Source organism: Mesorhizobium sp. BHbdii (genome assembly GCF_053848045.1).
On sequence record NZ_JBSPKX010000008.1, the window covers coordinates 85,491 to 108,084 of the forward strand.

19 protein-coding genes and 2 pseudogenes are annotated in these 22,594 nt (G+C 60.7%); 15 read left to right on the top strand and 6 right to left on the bottom strand.

Translation table 11 applies throughout. The features are described from left to right. Nucleotides 1–38: 38 nt before the first annotated feature. From ACWTU8_RS28180 to ACWTU8_RS28250, 15 genes and pseudogenes are all read left to right on the top strand, one after another. On the top strand, nt 39–248 hold the full coding sequence (locus ACWTU8_RS28180; protein ID WP_455850705.1) for a ferredoxin: 210 nt from the start codon (nt 39–41) through the stop codon (nt 246–248). A gap of 170 nt (nt 249–418) precedes the next feature. Further along, nucleotides 419–1,027 carry a nuclear transport factor 2 family protein gene (locus ACWTU8_RS28185; RefSeq protein ID WP_084646907.1) on the top strand — a complete coding sequence of 203 codons (609 nt, stop codon included), beginning with the start codon at nt 419–421 and terminating at the stop codon, nt 1,025–1,027. A gap of 139 nt (nt 1,028–1,166) precedes the next feature. After that, nucleotides 1,167–2,741 carry an SDR family oxidoreductase gene (locus tag ACWTU8_RS28190; RefSeq protein ID WP_455850706.1) on the top strand — a complete coding sequence of 525 codons (1,575 nt, stop codon included), beginning with the start codon at nt 1,167–1,169 and terminating at the stop codon, nt 2,739–2,741. Between the two features lie 231 nt (nt 2,742–2,972). Beyond that, on the top strand, nt 2,973–4,055 hold the full coding sequence (locus tag ACWTU8_RS28195) for an LLM class flavin-dependent oxidoreductase (RefSeq protein ID WP_455850707.1): 1,083 nt from the start codon (nt 2,973–2,975) through the stop codon (nt 4,053–4,055). Between the two features lie 1,537 nt (nt 4,056–5,592). Further along, nucleotides 5,593–6,486 carry a nitrogenase iron protein gene (gene nifH, locus ACWTU8_RS28200; RefSeq protein WP_027155260.1) on the top strand — a complete coding sequence of 298 codons (894 nt, stop codon included), beginning with the start codon at nt 5,593–5,595 and terminating at the stop codon, nt 6,484–6,486. 93 nt (nt 6,487–6,579) lie between these two features. Continuing rightward, entirely contained in the window at nt 6,580–8,079 is a 1,500-nt protein-coding gene (gene nifD / locus ACWTU8_RS28205; protein WP_027155259.1) for a nitrogenase molybdenum-iron protein alpha chain, read from the top strand. A 121-nt stretch (nt 8,080–8,200) separates the two neighbouring features. Continuing rightward, nucleotides 8,201–9,742, top strand: coding sequence for a nitrogenase molybdenum-iron protein subunit beta (gene nifK / locus ACWTU8_RS28210; RefSeq protein WP_455850708.1), 1,542 nt, complete (start codon nt 8,201–8,203; stop codon nt 9,740–9,742). 60 nt (nt 9,743–9,802) lie between these two features. Continuing rightward, on the top strand, nt 9,803–11,290 hold the full coding sequence (gene nifE / locus ACWTU8_RS28215; protein ID WP_455850709.1) for a nitrogenase iron-molybdenum cofactor biosynthesis protein NifE: 1,488 nt from the start codon (nt 9,803–9,805) through the stop codon (nt 11,288–11,290). A gap of 8 nt (nt 11,291–11,298) precedes the next feature. Beyond that, nucleotides 11,299–12,681 (top strand): nitrogenase iron-molybdenum cofactor biosynthesis protein NifN, encoded by a 1,383-nt coding sequence (gene nifN / locus ACWTU8_RS28220; RefSeq protein WP_455850710.1) that lies wholly within the window; start codon nt 11,299–11,301, stop codon nt 12,679–12,681. After that, entirely contained in the window at nt 12,647–13,147 is a 501-nt protein-coding gene (gene nifX / locus ACWTU8_RS28225) for a nitrogen fixation protein NifX (RefSeq protein WP_455850762.1), read from the top strand. Before nifN ends, nifX begins: the two co-directional genes overlap by 35 nt. A 15-nt stretch (nt 13,148–13,162) precedes the next feature. Next, a complete protein-coding gene (locus ACWTU8_RS28230; RefSeq protein WP_027155254.1) occupies nt 13,163–13,642 on the top strand; it encodes a NifX-associated nitrogen fixation protein in 480 nt (159 codons plus the stop codon). Between the two features lie 206 nt (nt 13,643–13,848). Then, entirely contained in the window at nt 13,849–14,733 is an 885-nt protein-coding gene (locus ACWTU8_RS28235; RefSeq protein ID WP_455850711.1) for a universal stress protein, read from the top strand. A gap of 115 nt (nt 14,734–14,848) precedes the next feature. Further along, a pseudogene (locus ACWTU8_RS28240) lies at nt 14,849–14,983 on the top strand (CCE_0567 family metalloprotein); the annotation flags it as partial. After that, entirely contained in the window at nt 14,980–15,297 is a 318-nt protein-coding gene (gene fdxB, locus ACWTU8_RS28245) for a ferredoxin III, nif-specific (RefSeq protein ID WP_455850712.1), read from the top strand. The pseudogene ACWTU8_RS28240 and the gene fdxB, both read left to right, overlap by 4 nt. Nucleotides 15,298–15,747: 450 nt before the next feature. Beyond that, entirely contained in the window at nt 15,748–16,761 is a 1,014-nt protein-coding gene (locus tag ACWTU8_RS28250) for a 1-aminocyclopropane-1-carboxylate deaminase (protein WP_455850713.1), read from the top strand. A 135-nt stretch (nt 16,762–16,896) separates the two neighbouring features. Here ACWTU8_RS28250 and ccoS read toward each other — a convergent pair. From ccoS to ACWTU8_RS28280, 6 genes and pseudogenes are all read right to left on the bottom strand, one after another. Next, nucleotides 16,897–17,046, bottom strand: a pseudogene (gene ccoS, locus ACWTU8_RS28255) (cbb3-type cytochrome oxidase assembly protein CcoS); the annotation flags it as partial. After that, on the bottom strand, nt 17,043–19,334 hold the full coding sequence (locus ACWTU8_RS28260) for a cation-translocating P-type ATPase (RefSeq protein ID WP_455850714.1): 2,292 nt from the start codon (nt 19,332–19,334) through the stop codon (nt 17,043–17,045). The gene ACWTU8_RS28260 and the pseudogene ccoS, both read right to left, overlap by 4 nt. Then, nucleotides 19,331–19,846 carry a FixH family protein gene (locus tag ACWTU8_RS28265; protein WP_455850715.1) on the bottom strand — a complete coding sequence of 172 codons (516 nt, stop codon included), beginning with the start codon at nt 19,844–19,846 and terminating at the stop codon, nt 19,331–19,333. Before ACWTU8_RS28265 ends, ACWTU8_RS28260 begins: the two co-directional genes overlap by 4 nt. Next, nucleotides 19,843–21,402, bottom strand: coding sequence for a cytochrome c oxidase accessory protein CcoG (ccoG, locus tag ACWTU8_RS28270; RefSeq protein ID WP_455850716.1), 1,560 nt, complete (start codon nt 21,400–21,402; stop codon nt 19,843–19,845). Before ccoG ends, ACWTU8_RS28265 begins: the two co-directional genes overlap by 4 nt. Nucleotides 21,403–21,571: 169 nt before the next feature. Continuing rightward, nucleotides 21,572–22,435 carry a cytochrome-c oxidase, cbb3-type subunit III gene (gene ccoP / locus ACWTU8_RS28275; protein WP_455850717.1) on the bottom strand — a complete coding sequence of 288 codons (864 nt, stop codon included), beginning with the start codon at nt 22,433–22,435 and terminating at the stop codon, nt 21,572–21,574. A gap of 2 nt (nt 22,436–22,437) precedes the next feature. Further along, nucleotides 22,438–22,587 carry a CcoQ/FixQ family Cbb3-type cytochrome c oxidase assembly chaperone gene (locus tag ACWTU8_RS28280; protein WP_027155246.1) on the bottom strand — a complete coding sequence of 50 codons (150 nt, stop codon included), beginning with the start codon at nt 22,585–22,587 and terminating at the stop codon, nt 22,438–22,440. Nucleotides 22,588–22,594: the final 7 nt, after the last annotated feature.

The window sequence follows — 22,594 nt, forward strand, 5'->3', positions numbered from 1 at the left end:
CGTCCCCGAGCCGGGAGAACAAATATGGAGCTCGTGCCATGCGCATCATCGTCGACAAGGCCAAGTGCCAGGGGCACGCGCGATGCTGGGCACAAGCACCGGACGTCTTCACGCTTGATGACGAGGGCTACATCCTGCCCGGTGACATCAAGGTGGCAGTTGGAGACGAACCGCTGGCGGCAAGGGGCGCGCGATCCTGCCCCGAACGTGCACTGGAAATCGATGGCACGGCCGCAGCCGATTGGTGACCGTCTTTGTCATCGGGCGTGTCGCGGCTTGGCCGCATCAGGCCGCGCCCAAGACACGCAAACAGCCAGGCGAGGGGCGGTCCACCGTGTCGGTCGAGCGCCGAACAATCGTTGTTGCGCAACTGAATGCGCCAAAACGCCTCTTCCAACTTAGAACTTGGGACAAAGCAATGGACCACGCAAAAGTTATCGAACTGCTCGACCGGGAGGCCATCCGCGATTGCCTTTATCGGTACTGCCGCGGAATAGACCGCGCCGACGAGGCGGCACTGCGCAGCGCGTACTGGCCCGATGCGCATGACAATCATGGTGCCTATTGCGGCCCGGCCGAGGGGTTCATCCAGTTTGCGCTGGATACCTTCAAGACCCGACCGCGCTACGTCCATCAGGTCACGAACATCCTGATCGATTTCATCAGCCCGGCTAAGGCCGCCGTCGAGAGCTATTTCACCGCGCTTCAACGCGGACCCGACAAGGCCGGCGAAATACGCCAGGAGCTTCTCTGCGGCCGCTATTGCGATGTGTTTCAGAAGCGGGAAGGGGCGTGGCGGATTGCCGAACGGACGGTGGTCTACGACTGGCAGGAGGAGCAGATCCCGCCGGCGGGCTTCGAGCCAGAGCGGTTCGGGCCCCGGCAGCCGGTCGGAGCACCGCATCCAGTCGACCCGGTCTACGCGCTCGCCGCGCGCTGCGGCGGAGGCGAAAAACTAGGACTGTGCTGCAATGTCCCATCCCCTCTTCCGGCGGAGGCCTGTCCGCTTGCCATGCTGCGGAGATAATGGGTGACCCAGAGCGGACCTGGCCCACTTGGGGCGGAAATGAACTGTCACCAGGACGTGCTGCTGTGCGGCGTCGATCCTTCCGTCACATGGCGTCGCAGGGCCGAGATCGGTGGGCGGTGATGGCAGCGAAGCTCTCATGAAGCCGCTGGCAGGACGCATCGTGATCATAACAGGCGCTGCAGGCGGGATCGGCCGTGTCCTGGCCGATACGCTTGCCGCGGATGGAGACGTCGTCGTTGCAGTAGACCTTCCCGGCAGGGGGGTGCTTGAACTGGCCCGCGGTCTCGGCCGCCCGCATCTCGGCCTCGAGTACGATGTCTCGAAAGAAGACGACATCCTTGCGCTTTACCGCCGGGTCGAAGCACAGTTCGCGCGGATCAGCGTACTCGTCAACAACGCGGGTATTGGGCCCACCGTGGACGCGACTGTCGACACCAGTATCGAGTCCTTCCGACGCACCCTGGCGGTAAACCTGATCGGGCCCTTCGTCATGGCCCGCGAAGCAGCGAGGCGGATGCAGCCGTGCGCTGTCATCGTCAACGTCGCCTCGATATCGGGCTTGGTCAGCAATCCCAAGCGCCATGTCTACGCTGCGTCGAAAGCTGGCCTGATCTCCTTCACGAAATCTTTGGCGTGCGAGTGGGCTTCGCGGGGCATTCGCGTGACGGCGGTAGCACCGGGCTATGTGCGCACTTCGATGACTGCGGCACTTGAACGTGACGGCAAAGCGGACCTGGCGGCGGTGCGCCGCCGCGTGCCGATGGGGCGCGTGGGGCGCCCCGACGAGGTCGCCCGGGCCGTACGATTTCTGGCCAGCCCGCAAGCGAGTTACATCACCGGTTCGGTGCTGACGGTTGATGGTGGTTGGATGTCCTTCAACCAGCCGGGCGATGCACATCCGCCGGTGGATGGGACGCCAGGAGCCGAACTCTCCCGTCCAGCCGAGCACACCGGCGCGCGGACCGTGCTTGTCACGGGCGGGGCAAAGGGCATAGGCGCGGCCGTCGTTCGTCGCTTTGCCGCGAACGGGGACACCGTAGTGATTGCCGACAGAGATCGCACTGCCGCGACAGAACTCGCTCGATCGCTCGGCGGCGAGCATGTCGCGAAAGCCGTGAACCTGAACGTCGAAAGCGACGTGGTGGCGCTGTTCGACGAATTGAGGGGGCGCTTCGGCCGGTTGGAGGTCCTCGTCAACAGTGCTGTTGTTGCCGACATGTCGGCGGTCGACCAAATGCCGGCACAGACCGAACACGTTCTTGATGTGACTCTTACCGGCGCCCTCACTTGCGCGCGTGAGGCGATCAAGATGATGCGCCCCGGAGGCATGGTCCTTCATATTGCACCGTTCAACACCTCTCTGCCCTTGGCACCGCGCCATGCACATGCGGCATCCAAGGCGGGGTTGGAAATCCTGACCCGGTGCATGGCGGCCGAACTGGGTCCGGACGGCATTCGGACGGCCACCGTCGCTCCTGGCTACATCCGCACGCCTGGCAGCAGCATCGACCCGAAAGCGATCAGCCGGCGCATCCCGATGGGCAGGATGGGAGAGGCGGAGGAGGTCGCGGACGCAGTGCTGTTCCTCGCTTCGCCAGACGCTTCATACATCAACGGCTCGATCCTCTACGTGGACGGCGGTTGGACTTCGTTCGGCGCTGCAGGATTCGCCAGCGAACGCGATCAGGAGGCAACCGAGGACTTGGAATGATTGTCGACTGAGCTGGCGGGCTGCGGCTGGTGCACGGAAGCGCGGCGCAAGGCGAGGCCGCATTAGCGCCAACCTTCCGGGCGCGGCTGCGATCGCCGAACCGGAAGCGGCTTGCCGCAATCGTGGTGGACTGAGCCACCACGAAGACAGCATCGACCCCGCGGCCAACGCCGTCGACACACGTCTCAAGCATCCCCCGCTCAGCCAACCTCCGTGAAACAAGGAACCACCATGGAATTCGCGACATTCATCCTGGCCGCTCAACGCGGCTATCATCAATCGTCCAGCAGTGTGATCCGCAACTCCATCGAACAGGCGGTGGTTTCGGAGCAGGCTCAATTCAACACCGCCTGGTTCGCCGAGCACCACTTCAATAATTACAGCCTGATTCCGTCGCCCTTGATGATGGTGGCGCACTGCGCCGGCATGACGAACACCATTCGGCTCGGCACTGGCGTCTGCGTTCTCCCGCTCCATCAGCCACAGCGCCTGCTCTCCGAGATCGGCTTCGCCGACGTCGTTTCGAACGGCCGCCTCGAACTCGGAGTCGGCTCGGGGTACCAGCAGTTCGAGTTCGAGCGTTTCGGCGTCGATGTCAATGAGGCGGCGGCTGTATTTTCTGAATATTTGGCGATTCTACTCAAGGGCCTCAACCAGAAGATCTTCGAACACAATGGCCAGTATGAGAAGATACCGCCGACGGCGATCTCCGTACGCACCCTTCAGAAGCCGACCCCGCCGATCTGGATCGCCGCCGGATCCGCGCGCAGCATGGGCCGGGCGTATCGTGAGGGACACAATCTTTTTGTCACAGCATTCCACAACGGCTTGGAGACCATGCGCATGCTGCGCGAAAGCATCGAGAAGGCGGCGGCTTCCGAGGCTAAGAACGTCGCGCACTCGAGGATATCGCTGCTGCGCTGCTGCTATGCCAGCGACAACGCCGCGGAAATCAACAGCTATCTCGACAATGCCCGTTTCCAGCGCCGGCTATCTGAAGCACTGCATCAGCGCCGCCAGCAGAGCCAGGACGGCTACCTGCTGCAGGAAACACCTACGCAGCAGGATCTGTCCTTCGAGAATATGCGCGAGAACTTGGCGATCGGCAGCGTGAATCGCGTGATCGATCGCCTACTGGAAGAGATAAACATCCTGAAACCGGACCAGATCGCGATTCAGACCCAATTGGGAGATTTCGACCACAACACGATGCTGCGCCAGCTCGATCTCTGGGGGGACAAGATCATCCCGGCGGTCAACAAATCGCTTGGTCACACCGTGGTTTCAAATTCGCAGCGGCCTGGTTTGAATTAGACTGCATTGGCGTGGCGCTGTTCGCCATCGGAGATCGTCACCGGACGCTTGTCGATGCTGCCAGCATATCGCTTCAGGCCGCGGTTCGGTCGGGATCCTTTTCAAACAACGTCGCTCTTGGTTCGACAAAGCGCGCCCCCGCTTTCACGGCATTTGGAATCGGAAACCAGTTTCAACCTTCGGCGTAATGGCGCCGGTTCGTCAGGCTGTCGTCAGCAATGACCTCTATCGGGGCCCTTGTGATCCGCCTGCGAGTCAAAGCCGGCAGGGTGACTTTGATCCCGAATTGATTACGGAGTAGAAATGAAGAGGTCCTTCCTGCTGGCTGCCACCGCGATTGGCTTGCTCGCTGTGTTTATGACGGCGAAATCGTTTGCGTCCGAAGTCAACGACCGCTCGGCTCCGGCACCCACGGCACCCACGGCACCCACGGCACCCACGGCACCCACGGCAATCACGGCACCAAGCGACGGCCGCCAAGATGCCACCCGCGATGCGACCAATTACCTTATGGCCGGCCAAAGACTCCTATGCCTCCTACGGCTAACGAAGTGCACCGATCCTCGGTTCTGAGCGGTGTTGGCCTCTCCATAGGAATGAGACCTTGCCGTTGGCCATGCTGATGGCCGAGATCAATCAGCATCTACGCCGATCTGCCTGGCCCGTGATGGCTGCTCCGTCAGGATGTCGTCAGCAGCGGTGCATAGGTTCATTAAATCGACCCGCCCCCACCCTGCGGCTCAAAAGCCGCAGAGTGGCTTCGACTCGATCTGCCGCTCCCAAATTGATCAGTGGAGACAGAAATGAAGAGGACCATTCTGCTGGTAGCGACCGCGATTGGCTTGCTGGATTTATTTGTGACAGCGAAATCGTTTGTGTCCCTAATCGATCAATCGGCTCCGGTAACGGCCAGGGCTCCAACCCACGATGATAGGCCATAACGCCACAACCGAAGCAGATGGTCATGCTGTAAAGGACAACTACGATTTCATCTGCCTGAACCCACCGCGATGCGCTTGCTGGGGTCACATCTGAGAGCGAAATCGTTTGCGTCCGAAGTCACGACCACTCGCCTCCAGCAACGGCCGCGGCAACAGGCGATGACAGCTTGGATGCCAGCGCCTATGCAGCCGATGATCCTGCTGGTGGCGCCGACGGCAGCACCCAGGTCGGACGCGGGCTCTCTCGCGCCGGCCACTGGCGGTTTTGGTAGAGGCGGTCGTCTCTCACGATGGCTGTATGAACGGCGTCATCCACGTGGCCATGGTCAAGGGTTAGTCGATTGCGGAGCTGTGGCTATGGGCCACTCTCGACATAACCAATCGACGCCTCTGTAGGCTTTGTCGGATCCGCGACATGGGTATTTAACCAATCAGCCGTCTGCATGAGGCTAAGCAGCTGAAAACAGCTAGTAATTTTTTCTTTCAGGTCGGTCCAGGCAGGTTGGCACGAGTTTTGATCCTCTTGGGAGCGGCATGATCTGCCGACCGGTCATTCGCGTATTGGCCCAATAGATGGAACAAGGAAGGAAAGCTACATGTCGCGTTTGCGTCAGATCGCATTCTACGGAAAGGGGGGCATCGGGAAGTCTACTACCTCCCAAAACACGCTCGCTGCCCTGGTCGACCTCGGGCAGAGGATTCTCATCGTAGGCTGCGACCCTAAGGCCGACTCTACCCGTCTCATCCTTAACGCCAAGGCGCAAGACACCGTGCTCCACCTCGCCGCACAGGAAGGGTCCGTCGAAGATCTCGAACTCCAAGACGTGCTGAAGATCGGTTACAAGGACATCAAGTGTGTCGAATCCGGTGGACCCGAGCCGGGCGTCGGTTGCGCAGGCCGCGGTGTCATCACTTCCATCAATTTTCTAGAGGAGAACGGCGCCTACGAAGACGTGGACTACGTCTCGTACGACGTGCTTGGTGACGTTGTGTGCGGCGGCTTCGCAATGCCTATCCGCGAGAATAAGGCACAGGAAATTTACATCGTCATGTCCGGTGAGATGATGGCGCTCTATGCTGCCAACAACATCGCCAAGGGTATTTTGAAATATGCCCATTCGGGAGGCGTGCGTCTCGGCGGTCTGATCTGCAACGAGCGCCAGACCGACCGCGAACTCGATCTGGCCGAGGCTCTCTCTAAAAAGCTGAATTCCAAGCTCATCCACTTCGTGCCGCGCGACAACATCGTCCAGCACGCCGAACTGCGCAAGATGACGGTGATCCAATATGCGCCGGACTCCAAGCAGGCCGGGGAATACCGCGCGCTTGCCGAAAAAATCCATGCCAATGGCGGTCAAGGTACCGTCCCGACTCCGATCACCATGGAAGAGCTGGAAGACATGCTGCTCGACTTCGGCATTATGAAGACGGAGGAGCAGATGCTTGCGGAACTTGCCGCAAAGGAAGCCACACCTGCGGCCGCTCAATAGTCCCGCCCAGGGCGCCGGGCATTCCGGCGCCTTCACCGAACAGGCGTCTAAAAGACCAGGCGCCAGCCGAAGAACCTCAAAAAGGGCAGCTTTATGAGCCTTGACTCCCAAAATGACGGCGCCTTGCACACCAAGCTCATTGAGGAAGTGCTATCGCGATATCCAGACAAGACGGCAAAGCGGCGCAAGAAACACCTGGGCGTCGCTACCAGCAGCCAAGAGGTTGCCGGAGAGGCGGAGGCTCTCTCCGAATGCGACGTCAAATCGAACATCAAGTCCATTCCCGGTGTCATGACGATCCGGGGCTGTGCCTATGCCGGTTCCAAAGGCGTGGTGTGGGGACCGGTGAAGGACATGGTCCACATCTCGCATGGGCCCGTCGGGTGTGGCCAATATTCCTGGTCGCAGCGCCGCAACTACTATGTCGGCACCACGAGCATCGACAGTTTCGTCACGATGCAGTTCACTTCCGACTTTCAGGAAAAGGATATCGTCTTCGGCGGCGATAAGAAGCTGGAAAAGATCATCGACGAGATCGAAGAGCTTTTCCCGCTGAACAAGGGCATTAGCATCCAGTCGGAATGCCCGATCGGGTTGATCGGAGACGACATCGAGGCGGTCTCGCGCAAGAAGGCCAAGCAGCACGAAAAGACCATCGTGCCGGTGCGCTGCGAGGGATTCCGCGGGGTCTCGCAGTCGCTCGGCCATCACATTGCCAATGACGCAATTCGCGACTGGGTCTTTGAGAAGAAGGACGTTGAGTTCGAGCCAGGTCCTTACGATGTCAACGTCATCGGCGACTACAATATTGGCGGTGATGCCTGGGCGTCGCGTATCCTGCTCGAGGAGATGGGTCTGCGCGTGGTCGGCAACTGGTCAGGTGACGCTACGCTCGCCGAAATCGAGCGCGCGCCGAAAGCCAAGCTCAACCTCATCCATTGCTATCGATCGATGAACTATATCTGCCGACACATGGAAGAAAAATACGGCATCCCCTGGATGGAGTACAATTTCTTCGGACCCTCCCAGATCGAGTCCTCGATGCGCACCATCGCCAAGCATTTCGGGCCGGAGATCCAGGAGAAAACCGAGTACGTGATTGCCAAATACCGCCCGCTGGTGGATGCGGTCATCGACAAGTATTGGCCGCGCCTGGAGGGCAGGACGGTCATGCTCTACGTCGGTGGCCTGCGCCCGCGGCACGTGATCTCCGCCTACGAAGACCTCGGCATGGAGATCGTCGGCACAGGCTACGAATTCGGGCACAACGACGACTATCAGCGCACCGGTCATTACGTGCAAGAGGGCACGCTGATCTATGACGACGTGACCGGTTACGAACTGGAGAAGTTCATCGAGGGGATCCGTCCTGATCTCGTCGGCTCCGGCATCAAGGAAAAGTACCCGGTCCAGAAGATGGGAATACCATTCCGCCAAATGCACTCCTGGGACTATTCCGGTCCCTATCATGGGTATGACGGCTTCGCCATCTTCGCCCGCGACATGGACTTGGCCATCAACAACCCGGTCTGGGACCTCTACGACGCGCCCTGGAAGAACAAACCCGCGGCCGCGGCCATCGCAGCCGAATAAAAACCTTGCTTCGCATCGCCTGCGAGGCCTCGAGCGCCTGCGGTCCTTGACCCGCGGGAGGCCCGAACATCCTTACGTCCCTGTGCCGCCGGATGGCGCCGCCAGATCAAAAGAGGTACCCATGCCGCAGTCGGCCGAAAAAGTTCTCGATCATGCTCCTCTGTTCCGTGAGACGGAATACAGACAGATGCTGGCCGCAAAGAAGCTGAATTTTGAATGTCCGCATCCGGACCAGATCGTCACCGACCAAAGCGAATTCACCAAAACCTGGGAATACCGGGACAAAAACCTCGCTCGCGAAGCGCTGGTCGTGAATCCCGCCAAGGCCTGCCAGCCACTTGGCGCGGTGTTCGCCGCCGCGGGTTTCGAACGCACGATGTCGTTCGTCCACGGCAGCCAGGGATGCGTGGCCTACTATCGTTCGCACCTGTCACGCCACTTCAAGGAGCCGGCGTCGGCGGTCTCGTCCTCCATGACCGAAGACGCAGCGGTGTTTGGCGGCCTGAAGAACATGATCGACGGGCTCGCCAACACCTACAAACTCTACGAGCCGAAGATGATCGCGGTCTCCACCACTTGCATGGCAGAGGTCATCGGCGACGATCTACATTCGTTCATCGAAAATGCCAGAAAGGAAGGCTCAGTCCCGCAGGACTTCGAAGTGCCTTACGCACACACCCCAGCCTTCGTCGGCAGCCATGTCGACGGCTATGATGTTATGGTCAAAGGTGTATTGGAAAACTTCTGGAAGGGGAAGCAACGCTCCGCAGTCGCCAACACGGTAAACATCATTCCCGGTTTCGACGGCTTCTGCGTCGGCAACAATCGCGAGCTTAAGCGTCTGCTGGACCTGATGGGTGTGTCCTATACGTTCATCCAGGACGCCTCCGACCAGTACGACACGCCGTCGGATGGCGAATTTCGCATGTATGACGGCGGCACCAAGATCGAGGACGTGAAAGCGGCACTCAACGCCGAGGCAACGCTGTCGCTGCAACACTACAACACCCGCAAGACGCTGGAATATTGCCAGGAGGTCGGGCAGACAACGGCCTCCTTCCACTATCCCGTCGGAGTCGAGGCCACCGACGAGCTCCTGATGAGGGTGTCGGAGATATCCGGCAAGGAAATCCCGGAGGCGATCCGCCTCGAACGTGGCCGCCTGGTGGATGCGATGGCCGACAGCCAGTCGTGGCTGCACGGGAAAAAATACGCCATCTATGGTGACCCGGACTTCGTCCACGCCATGGCCCGCTTCGTCATGGAGACAGGCGGCGAGCCGACCCACTGCTTGGCTACCAACGGCACCAGTGCCTGGGAAACTGAGATGAAGAGGCTGCTCGCAGCCTCCTCCTTTGGCAAGGACGCCCAGGTCTGGGCGGGCAAGGACCTATGGGCGATGCGCTCTCTGCTCTTTACAGAACCGGTGGACCTGCTGATCGGCAATTCTTACGGCAAGTATCTGGAGCGCGACACGGGCACGCCGCTGATCCGACTGATGTTCCCGATCTTCGACCGTCATCATCACCACCGTTTCCCGCTCATAGGCTATCAGGGTGGACTGCGCGTGCTGACGACGATCCTCGACAAGATCTTCGACAAGCTCGACCGAGAGACGATCGAGACGGGCGTGACGGACTATTCCTTCGACTTGACCCGCTAAAGCAGCGGCCAGCCACCGGGGCTGGCCGCTATTCCGGACGGACTTTTGGAGACCGGCGCAATGTTCTTGCCCAATGCCAAACTGCGGGATGCCTTCAGCGAGCCCGCTTGCGAGAAGAACCAGGGCAAGGATGCCAAAACGCGCAAAGTGGGCTGTTCCAAGCCGCTGACGCCGGGAGCTGCAGCCGGAGGCTGCGCCTTCGACGGTGCCAAGATTGCGTTGCAGCCCATCACCGACGTGGCGCATCTGATCCACGCGCCGCTCGCCTGCGAGGGCAACTCCTGGGACAATCGGGGCGCGACGTCATCCGGGTCGGCCTTGTGGCGCACAAGCTTCACGACCGATCTCACCGAACTCGACGTCGTAATGGGGCAGGGCGAGCGCAAGCTTTTCAAGGCCATTCGCGAGATCAGCCAAGCTTATGCGCCGGCGGCGATCTTCGTCTATTCAACCTGCGTGACCGGGCTGATCGGCGATGACATCGATGCCGTCTGCAAGCATGCGGCGGCAAAGTTCGGCTTGCCCGTGGTGCCGATCAATGCGCCGGGCTTCGTCGGCTCTAAAAATCTCGGCAACAAACTCGCAGGCGAGGCGTTGCTCGACCACGTCATCGGTACCGCAGAGCCCGATGATGCCGGCCCTTGCGATATCAACATCATCGGTGAGTTCAATCTCTCTGGGGAGTTCTGGCAGGTAAAGCCACTCCTTGATCGACTGGGCATCCGCGTGCGCGCCTGCATTCCGGGCGATGCACGCTACCTCGATATCGCCTGCGCGCACCGCGCCCGAGCAGCGATGATGGTCTGCTCAACCGCTCTCATCAATCTCGCCCGCAAGATGGAAGAGCGCTGGGACATCCCCTTCTTCGAGGGTTCCTTCTACGGCATCACCGCCACCTCGCAAGCACTTCGCAACATCGCTGATCTGCTCGTCAGGAAGGGGGCCGATCCGGCGCTCGTCGACCGCACCGAGGCGCTGATTGCACAGGAGGAGGCGCTTGCTTGGAAGAAGCTCGCCGCCTATCGCCCAAGGCTCGAAGGCAAGCGCGTGCTGCTCAATACCGGCGGTGTCAAGTCCTGGTCGCTCGTCGATGCGCTGATGGAGACCGGCATCGAGATCGTCGGGACCTCGGTCAAGAAATCGACCGTTGAAGACAAGGAGCGCATCAGACAGACGCTAAAGCAAGAGAACCAGATCTTCGAGTCCGTGGCACCGCGCGAACTTTACGCCATGCTCTCACAGCGCAAGGCCGACATCATGCTGTCGGGCGGGCGCACGCAATTCGTCGCGCTGAAGGCAAAGACACCCTGGCTCGACATCAACCAGGAGCGTCACCACCCCTATGCCGGTTACGACGGCATGGTTGAGCTCATACGCCAGATCGACCTCGCCATTCACAATCCAATCTGGCGCCAGGTGCGCGAGCCGGCACCGTGGGATAGCCATCCTGCCCTGTGGGATGAACTGACGAGCATAACAAGCGCCGGCACGACCGACAGCGCGCGTGGGAAATTCCCGGGGAACTCCAAGGCCGCGGGCCAGGGTTGAGCAAACCGATGGCCAGCATTATTCCCCAGACAAAATCGGCCGCGGTCAATCCGCTGAAGTCGTCACAGCCGCTGGGTGCCGCGTTCGCCTTCCTCGGAGTGGATGGTGCGGTTCCGCTTTTCCACGGCAGCCAAGGCTGCACCAGCTTCGCTTTGGTGCTCTTCGTGCGGCATTTCAAGGAAGCGGTCCCCTTGCAAACAACGGCAATGGACGAATTGGCGACGATCCTCGGCGGGGCGGACCATCTCGAAGAGGCGATCCTTAACCTCAAGACCCGCACCAAGCCAAAGCTGATCGGGGTCTGCACCACGGCACTGGTAGAAACCCGTGGCGAAGATTTCGCAGGCGACATTGCGAAAATCAAGCTCGACCACGCGGAAGAACTCGCCGGTACGGAGGTCATGCTGGCCAACACGCCGGATTTCGACGGCGCGATCGAAGAGGGCTGGGCCAAGGCTGTCACCGCGATGATCGAAGGCATTACACGGCCCGGCGAGCAGGTGCGGCAGTCCAAGAAGATCGCGATCCTGCCCGGCTGGAACCTCACCGTGGCCGACATCGAGCACTTGCGCGAGACGGTGGAAAGCTTCGGCCTCGAGCCGGTGATCCTGCCGGACGTCTCCGGCTCGCTCGATGGTACGGTACCGGACCGCTGGATTCCCACCACCTATGGCGGCACCGGCGTCGAGGACATTCGCGAGCTTGGCACAGCGGCCCATTGCATCGCCATTGGCGAGCACATGCGCTGCTCGGCGGACGCGCTGCAGCGGCTGACAGGAGTGCCTTATATGCTGTTCCACTCCCTAACCGGATTGAAGGCCGCCGATCGGCTTGTCTCGCTCCTTTCGTTGATTTCGGGCGCCGCGGTGCCGGCCAAGATACGCCGTCGTCGGGCTCAATTGCAGGATGCCTTGCTCGACGGACATTTCCATTTCGGCGGCAAGAAAATTGCGATCGCTGCCGAACCAGACCAGCTCTACCAACTGGCGACCTTTTTCGCCGGTATGGGCGCCGAAATCGCGGCGGCGGTGACCACGGCCGATAGGTCAAAGATTCTCGAGAAAATTCCCGCGCAATCGGTCCAGGTCGGCGATCTCGGAGATCTGGAAACCCTTGCTGCTGGCACTAACCTTCTTGTCACCCATTCCCACGGGCGCCAGGCGGCAGAGCGCCTCGGCATTCCGCTCATGCGCGTCGGCTTCCCCATCTTCGATCGTCTCGGCAGCCAGCACAAGCCCACAATCCTCTATCAGGGGACGCGCGACCTGATCTTCAGGGTCGCCAACATCTTCCAGGCTAACCAGCATGCGCCGAGCCCTGAGACCCTTGATCCATTCCGAAACCGAGAAATCCCAGATGACCTCGCTTCGTCGCCTCTCGCTCGTCACTGACGAGGTCCACGCCTTGCCGCCGGAAAGGCAAGCCGGGGCATTACGCGTGGCGATCGCCACGCAAGACCTGAAAGTGCTTAACGCCCATTTCGGATCGGCCAAACGCTTTGCCGTCTACGACGTGACGCCCGCCGAGTGGAATTTCGTGGAAGCAGTGGCGTTCGATGACGTTTCCGACGAAAGCGGAACGCATCGAACCGATGGCGATGACCGCATCGGCCCAAAAGTGTTGGCGTTGAAAGGCTGCCATCTATTGTTTTGTCTGGCGATCGGCGGGCCCGCCGCAGCCAGGCTCGTTGCAGCAAAAATCCATCCGATCAAAGTGCAGCACCCCGAACCTATCGCTAGCGTCCTGTCGCGAACCCAGGAGATGCTCAGGAAGGCTCCTCCGCCGTGGCTGCGCAAGGTATTAGCGGACGCGGGCGTTCCCCGAAAGAAACCGTCCTTCAAGGATGACGAAGATTGAACGAGGAGATGCGCAATGGCTGATGCGGCGGTCATCGCTGATGTCAAAGAGGTCGAGGCGGCGCTTGCCACGCCTTTCGTCAAGTGCCTCGTGCGGCTGGTTCGCGCACAGGACTCTTACGGCTCATGGGAAGGCAAACCGGACCCGGAGCTGCTGGCCGACTTCATTGTCACCAAGGAAAAGCGTCGTGAAATGCCAATCATCGGCGATCCTGATCCAGACGTGCTGTGGAGACTGGATATTTACTACGCCGCTGTCGGGCTCGCGATCGAGGAGCGCTCCGGCCTGATGGCATCGCCCATGATGAAAATTAGTCACGAGGGCTTTGGGCGCGTGCTTCTCACGGCCGGGCGATTGGTGGTTTTGTCGAAGACGCTGCGCGACGTCCACCGGTTCGGCTTCGAGACGTTTCGGAAGCTTGCTGAGGCCGGTACGAAACTGGTCGATGATGCAATCTCGGCTATCGAAATCTATCCCGACGCGGCCCGGGCGTGATGCAACGCTCAGACCTTGCCGGAACTGGGAGGGAATTCGAGGGTGCTGCAGGTCGACCATCTGTGCCAACCCAAGCGAGACAACGAACTGGCCGGCTACGCTCTCGATGAGCAGGGCGGCACACAATGAAACCAATACGGTGACCACCGCCCATTGTCCCACCTGCTGGGCAGGTGCGGCTTCGAACGCGCGCACTACAAGAATACTTGGAAAGAAGCAGTCAAATGGCTTTTAAAACCGTGCTTTGTGTGACGGAAGTTGAGCACTCCGATCAGGACGTCAGAACCGCCGCCGAGCTGTGTGCCGAGGTTGGCGCACGTCTGTCTGTACTGATCATAAAATTTGCCAGGCGTCGGCCGATCGGCGCAGGCGTCTACCCTGAGCACACATCAGACGTGGTCAGACTGGAGAGACGAATTCGCGAAATCGATACCGTTTCACAGGATATCGCCAGACTGGAAAAACGGCCCAGCGAAATCAAGACACTGCTGGAAGCCATGAGGGCTCCCTGTGAGGTGGACACCGACTATTGCGACCAGGCCTGTGTCGGTGACGTGGTGCGGCAGCGGGCGCTCTATGCAGACCTGACAGTCATCGGACCCTCACTCCTCAACGACGACGATCTCGGACCACTTGCTATTGATGCCAGTCTGGTGGAATCGGGAAAGCCGGTGCTTGTTGTTCCGCAAGGCGCCAAGGCCTCTCTGCGGCCGCGGCGCATGCTGATCGGCTGGGATTCACGAGCGGAGACGTCGCGTGCGGTTCGGGCAGCGCTGCATCTGCTATCGGGTGCAGAGGAAGTTCGTGTCGCACTGGTCGATCAGGAGGCAACCGGGAACGGCAACGGCACCGGGCAGCGAATGTACATCGAGACCTACCTCGCCCGACACAGTATTCGGGCAGCTATCGACCGGCTGCCGAGCGCCGGCCAGTCGCTGACCACAGTCCTCACGCAGCATGCGATCGACACGTCCGCCGACATGGTCGTCATGGGCGCTTATGGCCAGCGGCCGCTGCGTGCGCGGATCTTCGGCGGTGTGACCAGATGGATAGCTGAGAAGCCGCCATTGCCGCTGTTTGTGGCGCGATGAGGCTGTTGTCGCACGAAGTAATCGAGCCTCGCCGGAACGGTTCGGCTGGAGGTCAGCCGAAGAGTCACCGCCAGCGCGCGCAGTGCAACCGGTTGGTAGGAAGGAAGTCATGTCGGACTTGCACGGCCTTGCCGAGGACCTCCCGGTCGGCTGGCGCAAGATAAAGACCGTCGCCGAGAAAACGTTCGACGTTTTTGCGGAGTTGGATGCTGCAAAGAGAGAACTCGCCGCGTTGGAGAAGTCACGATGACCAGCCCGTTCGTTACCCGCGACGGCTCCAGATGGATGCCCGATTATCTGACCGCTATCGACGGCGCGACCTGCATCGGGTGCGGCCGCTGCTTCAAGGTGTGCTCGCGCGAAGTCATGCACCTTTACGGCGTCGACGACGCGGGTGAAATCCTCGGCATTTGTGACGACGAGGACGACTTCGAAGGCGAACTCAATCGCATGATCATGGTCGTCGATCATGCCGGCCGCTGTATCGGCTGCGGAGCCTGCGCCCGCGTCTGTCCGAAGAACTGCCAGACCCATCTTGCGGCCGACACCCCGCAGAATGACTGACGAACAAGCCAGGAGACGTCCGTGCCTCTCAGGATGTTTTACCGCGTCATGGCGTTGGTCCTGCCCACCAATGCTCTCATTATTCACTTCGTCTCGCACTCCATACGAGCGGCAATGGTCAAGACTCTGGTGCGCTGGTTCTCCAGGCAGGCTATTTCGCAAGCGTGCTCTTTCTGATCTGGCGGTCTGGCAGTCTGGCGAGCGCTGCACAAAAGGCCAAGCATTGCGATGGCGACCGGGAAGTTCGGCGCCAGTCGCCAACCTGCCGTGAGGACGATCGGATGTCGCAGCACCGCGTGCGCCTCGCCTCGTTTCGCCCGCCAATGAGATGAAATCAACGACGGGTTCTCTTTGGATGTCGAGGGGCGCAACTGACCCGAAAACGAGTCCGACGCTTGGAAGGACTTGTGGATAGCAGTGTTAGCTCAATCATAAACCGCCGGAGAAAACATGCTGGAGAAATTCGAACGCCACCCGCTCACCTTTGGCCCAACCCCGATCGAGAAGCTCGACCGACTCGGCCAACATCTGGGGGGAAAGGTGGACATCTACGCCAAACGCGAGGACTGCAACTCAGGTCTCGCATTCGGCGGAAACAAGCTCCGCAAGCTCGAATACATCATCCCTGACGCGATCGCGTCAAATGCCGACACGCTTGTCTCTATCGGCGGCGTCCAGTCCAACCACACACGCATGGTCGCTGCGGTCGCCGCCAAGATCGGCATGAAATGCCTCCTGGTTCAGGAGAGCTGGGTGCCGCATGAGGATGTCGTCTACGACCGGGTCGGCAACATTCTCTTGAGCCGCATCATGGGAGCAGAGGTGCGGCTGGTCGACCAGGGCTTTGACATCGGCATCCGCCGCAGTTGGGAAGAGGCACTCGATGAAGTCAAGGCAAGGGGCGGCAGACCCTACGCGATACCGGCTGGGGGCTCCGTTCACAAATATGGCGGCCTTGGCTACATCCGGTTCGCGGAGGAGGTGCGCGCGCAAGAGAAGCAGCTTGGATTTGCCTTCGACTATATCGTCGCATGCACGGTCACCGGCTCGACGCAAGCCGGCATGATCGTCGGCTTTGCTCAAGACGGCCGACAGCGCAACGTGCTCGGCATCGATGCCTCCGCAACCCCCGAGCAGACCAGCGCACAGGTGCTAGCAATTGCCAATGATACTGCGAAGCTCGTCGACCTTGGCACGGAATTCACAGAGGATGACGTGGTGCTGCTCAAGGAGTACGCATACCCGTATTATGGCATCCCGTCGGAGGAAACAAAGCAAGCCATCCGTCTGTGTGCCCGCCTCGAGGGTATGATTACAGATCCCGTCTACGAGGGCAAATCGATGCAAGGCATGATCGATCTCGTCCAGAAAGGTTTCTTTCCAGAAGGTTCGAATGTCCTCTACGTCCATCTCGGCGGGGCGCCGGCAATCAACGGTTACGGCTATACGTTTCGCAACGGCTGAGGTCTGCAGATACTACCCGCAATCCAGCTCGTATGCTTGGCGACAGGTGAACTCCAATTCCCAGTTGGGCCGCTACGCTCGCGGCGATCCGCCGCTCGAATTCCACTTCCACATGGTCGCGCGTTCAGTCAAACCGTCCGGCTTGTCGTCCCGGTCGATCAGGATGCGCTCTGCCGCTCCGTCGAGATCCTCGTATTGGCCGCTACGCAGAGCCCATAGGAAACCGGCCAATCCAAGCGCGCCCAGAAAGAGCGCAACGGGGATCAGATAGACGAGGGTCGTCATCGGGACTGGACCAGTATGTCAGGCCGTGCGCGCTTTTCGGGCAGAACATTCCCAAGCCCCGTACGCTTCGTGAAGGCGTGAAGCCGCATGGCGTTTCCGACAACGATCAGTGACGAGGTGGACATCGCGATCGCCGCGAGGAGCGGCGTCACGTACCCTGATATGGCGATCGGCACGGCAAAGATGTTGTAGACGATTGCAATGGCTACGTTCTGGCGGATCAGCCGGCCTGCCTTTCGTGAAATATCCAATGCCAAAGGCACCGCCAGAAGGCCCTCGCGCAGGAAAACGAAATCGGCGGCATTGCGACCGATATCGGCCGCGGTTGCGGGAGCCATCGAGACGTGCGCAGCCGCCAGAGCCGGCGTATCGTTGAGCCCGTCGCCTACCATCAAGACCTTGTGGCCGGCCCTGGTCAGCGCCTCGATGCGCTCCACCTTGCCGGAAGGAAGAAGCGAGGGCACGAAGTTGCTGATGCTCAAGGACTTGGCCACCTCACCGCAAGCCTTTGCGGTATCCCCGGACAGCATTTGGATGGACACGCCAGCATCCTTCAATTCCTTTACCGCGGTCCAGGCGTCGGCGCGCGCGGCGTCCTCAAAGTCAAACGAGGCGACGATCACGCCGTTCCTCGAAAGCACCGTCCCGCCGTAGCCGCCAAACTTACAGTCCCCACCGGTCCCAGCCTTCCATTCGGCCCATCCCCGTCGGCCCAGGCGCCAAGTGTTCGCCTCCGTGGTGGCCTCGATGCCGAAGCCCGGGTGCTCGCTGATCGAAGCCAGCCTCGGCTGATTGGAAGAGCTTGAAAAACCGGCGATCGCCGTCGAGAACGGATGGCGCGAATGCATGGCCATGCCGGCTGCGATCGCCAGCATGGCCGGATCGATGGAGGGCGCGTTGACAAGCCGCGGCCGTCCAAGGGTGAGCGTTCCGGTCTTGTCGAACACGGCTATGTCGATGGCCGCCAGCCGTTCCATGGCCGAACCATCCTTGACCATGACGCCGGCATCGAACAAGCGCCGCGCCGCGACCACCTGCACCATCGGCACGGCAAGGCCGAGCGCGCATGGGCATGTAATGATGAGAACAGCGATTGCGGTTGTCATAGCCAGACGCCAGTCGCCCGATGCGGCCATCCAACCAAGGAAGGTCACGAGTGCGGCCAAATGCACAACCGGGGCGTAGAGGGCAGAGACGCGGTCGGCAATCCTGCGGTACTGCGAACGACTGCCCTCGGCGGCTTCCATCAGCCGAACCATTTCCGCGAGAAACGAGTCCTTCGCGGCCGCCGTCGCCCGCATGGTGAGCGAACCAGTGAGATTGAGCGTGCCGGCCTGGATATGTGCTCCCGGGCCAACGGTACGCGGCGTGCTTTCGCCGGAAACGAGCGAGCAGTCGAGATCCGAGCTGCCATTGAGGATGTCGCCATCGACGGGCACGCGCTCTCCGGCTGCAATCACCAGATCCATACCCGGCTCGATCTCGCCGACCGGCAGGTATTCGCGGGTCCTGTCGCTGCGCAGGATGATAGCGCCGCGTGCGGCTAGCCGCGAAAGCCCACGCACGGCGGTGCGTGCCCGTTCACGCATCACATGGTCCAGCGTGCGACCGATCAACAGGAAAAAGAGCAGCGACACCGACGCATCGAAATAGGCATGCTCACCATGCGTGATCGTTTCGTAGAGGCTCATGGCATAGGCGAGTGAGATCCCGACGGCGATCGGCACGTCCATGTTCATCCGCCCATGGCGAAGCGCATTCCCCGCCGAACGGAAATAGATGCCCCCGGCGAAGGCGAGGGCAGGGATTGCAATCAGCGCCGAAACCCAATGGAAGAGGTCGCGGGTGGCTCCTTCCGCACCGGACCAAACCGACACTGAGAGCAGCATGATATTGCCGGCGGCAAAGCCGGAAACGGCAACCGCCCGGATCAGCTCCGACAAGGTCTTGTCCTCCTTGGCGGTCTGCGGGTCGAACAGATGCGCCTGAAAGCCAAGCCGTCCCAGCGTAGCGAAAATCGGTGGCACCTGGTCGCCATGCCATCGCACCGACACACGTTTGGTAGATAGATTTACGCGAGCGCTTTCGATGCCCTCCAGCTTTCTCAAGGCCGTCTCAATGGCGTGTATGCAGGCCGCGCAGTGAACTGTCGGCAACGACAGATCGGTCTGGTGCGTGTCGCCGCCCAAACTGCGGCTGGCCAGTTTGACCTCGTCGCTTGACGGCAGGGCGGATGCTGCGTCGACGACGACCAGTGCCGCGTCGGCGCCCGGCGCGCAGCAGCTCATCGCAGCGCCCCCTTCGAGATCATGATGCGGCGGACATCACGAAATGGCAGAGCAAGGCCCGCATCGGCGTCGATCTCGACGATCCAGACCCCATCTTTCGGTGTATGACGCGCGGCAAATTCCCCGAGGCTATCAGGACGGCCACCTGACGCCGCGGCAAGTGTCACAGCTCTGTCCTGCGCGTCGTAGGCCGGGTGCCGAAACAGGACCCGCACGCCGTGCAGCGGAACCATTGTGCCCTTAGCATCGGAAACGCTGTAGCGAACCTCGCCGGAGACTATGGTCAACCTGCCTTCCCAGCCAAGTGCCGCTTGTACCTGTCCTTCCCTGGCCTTTTCGTTGAACTGCTGGCTGGCCACATATGTGTTCTCCACCACAAGGCCGGTCCAACTCGTGCTGGCGAGCGTTGCCATGGTTAGGTTGACGCCGATCACGATGCCAAAGAAACCGAGAACTGTCAGGAGCATATGCTTGCCAGTGAATTCGCGTCTACTTTGCGTATTGGCTTTCATCTGGCGATCTCCGGCGCATTGAAGCTGGCGGTGTACTCGGCCGATTCAGAGCTTGCCTCGTCCCCAATCCGAAACTTGAAGCTTTGCACCGGTTTGTTGATTTGGTCCGCCGGTTGGCGGACGAAAACCTTGAGCATTGTGAGCCGGTCCGGCTCCACTGGAACGGCGAATGAGCGGCCGGCTGGAAGGTCGACACCGACGATACTCATTTCCGCGCCGGCGAGCCCTTCCAGGGTGAGCACGACCGTCCTCGGCTGGGGGATCATGTTGAGCAATTTGACGATGTAGCCGTTGCGGATCGAGCCGTCCGAAAGCGTTACAAATTGCGGATTGCGGTCGTGAAGGACATTCAATTCCAGCCGCTCACGCGTGAGCAGCCAAGTGATGAGCACCAATCCGATCGCCAACCACGCCCCGAGATAGATGAAGGTGCGCAACCGGAAGATCTTTCGCAGATGGAAGTGCGCGACCCCGTCGACGAAGGTGGTGCTCGAGTTCCTGATCAGCGCCGGGTTGATGGCACCGGTGCCGCCGGCGGTCGCCAGTGCCAAGTTGGCATTGTAGTCCGCCAGCGTTGCGTAGGAGATCAACCCGCGCGCGCGGCCGAGCTTGTCCATGACGCCATCGCAGGCATCGATGCAGAGCGCGCAGGTGATACACTCCATCTGCTGGCCATTCCGGATATCGATACCCATCGGGCAGACCGCCATGCAGGAATTGCAATCGACGCAATCGCCGACAGGCTGTCCGGAGGCCAAGGCTTTCTTGGCATGGCGCCAACGGGGTTCGCCGCGCCAGTCGTTGTATGTCACGGTCAGCGAATTTTCGTCGAGCATGGCGGCCTGGATGCGTGGCCAGGGACACATATAGGTGCAGACCTGCTCGCGCATCAGCCCGCCAAACACGTATGTGGTTCCGGTCAGGATGGCGATGGTGACATAGGCGACGGGTGCCGCCGTGCCTGTGGCGACTTCGCCGAACAGCTTCGGGGCATCGGCAAAGTAGAAGATCCAGGCCCCGCCCGTGGCAACTGCGATGACCAGCCACACGGCATGTTTGGTCGCACGCAGAAGCAATTTGCCCGCGCTCCAGGGACCAGCTTCAAGTCTTATGCGGGCATTGCGATCGCCTTCGATCGCGCGTTCAACGAAGAGGAACAGGTCGACCCAGACCGTCTGCGGACAGGTGTACCCGCACCAGGCCCGCCCGACCGTAGACGTGACCATGAAAAGGCCGATGCCGGCCAGCATCAAAAGGCCCGCGACGTAATAAAATTCCTGCGGCCAGATTTCGATGAAGAAGAGGTAGAAGCGCCGGTTCGCGAGATCGAGCAGCACGGCTTGGTCCGGCGCGAAGGGGCCTCTATCCCATCGCAGCCATGGCGTCAGATAATAGATGGCGAGTGTGATCACCATGACCAGCCATTTGAACTGGCGGAAACGGCCCGAAGCACGCTTCGGGAAAATCTTCTTGCGCGCTGCATAGAGCGGTTGCCGAACGTTGGCAGAATTTACAGCCTCGGCTGCGCGCCGTTCGATCTGCCTTTGGTCCAGCACCGCGCCTCCAGTCGAGCAGTCTGCAGCTTCCCGTCGAGCAAGCTTTGCCCCAGAGGCGGCCGCGCCACCTTGATGCAAATCAATCCCGCGAGCCATAAGGTAGGTCGAGGCCCGGCTACAGCCGGGCCTCGTCGCTTGACGGTGGTGGGTGGTGAATAGGCCGCTTCTCCTATTCCCCACCGCCAAGCGAATGCACGTACACCGCAAGCTCCTTCACTTTTGTCTCCCCCAGACGCGCGCCCCATGCTGGCATCACACCCTGCTTGGGTGCGCGGACCTGCGCGGCGATTGCGCTTTCGCCCGAGCCATAAAGCCAGATCGCGTCAGTCAGGTCGGGAGCCCCAGCCTCCCGGTTTCCCTTTGCGTTTTCGCCGTGACAGGCAGCGCAATTGTCCGCGAACACGTTGGCGCCGGACTGGATCAGGGTTTTGTCGCGCACCGGCCCTGAAAGGCTAGCCACATACGCGCTGACCTGGCTGATCTGCTCGGGTTGAAGCACGTCTGCGAAGGCCGGCATTTCCGAGTGGCGAGTATCCAGGTCGGGAGCAAAGCGGATGCCGTGGGTAATGGTCTGCTGGATCTCCTCGGCCTTGCCGCCCCACAGCCAGTCGTCGTCATTGAGATTTGGAAAGCCCTTGGAGCCTTGAGCGCCCGAGCCATGGCACTGCACGCAATTGACCTTGAACGTCGCGCCGCCGGCTGCGACAGCGAATTCACGCAGCGCATCATCGGCAGCGATTTCGGATATGGTCTTCTGCTGAATGGCGGCGATATATTTGCCTTTGGCGGCTTCCGCTGCCGCCAGCTCGTTCTTGACGTCGTTGCGGCTGGAATAGCCCAGCACGCCCCTGGTCGCTGAAGACAGCATGGGCCAGGCGGGGAAGGCAACGGTGTAGGCCAGCGCCCAGGCGATGGTGACGTAGAAGGTTATCACCCACCACCGCGGCAACGGGTTGTTAAGCTCCCTGATGCCATCCCATTCGTGACCGGTCGTTGAGATGCCAGAGACTTCGTCGATATGCTCGCAGCTCATGATCAGTCATCCTTGAAAGGGATCTGGGCGGCTTGATCGGCCCGTGTTCTGCCACCGGGGCGCAGGGCAAAGACAATGCAGCCGACGAAGAACAGCGCCATGGCAAGCAGGCCCCAGCTGTCGGCGAACTCCCGCATCAAATTATAGCCCATGCGTCCC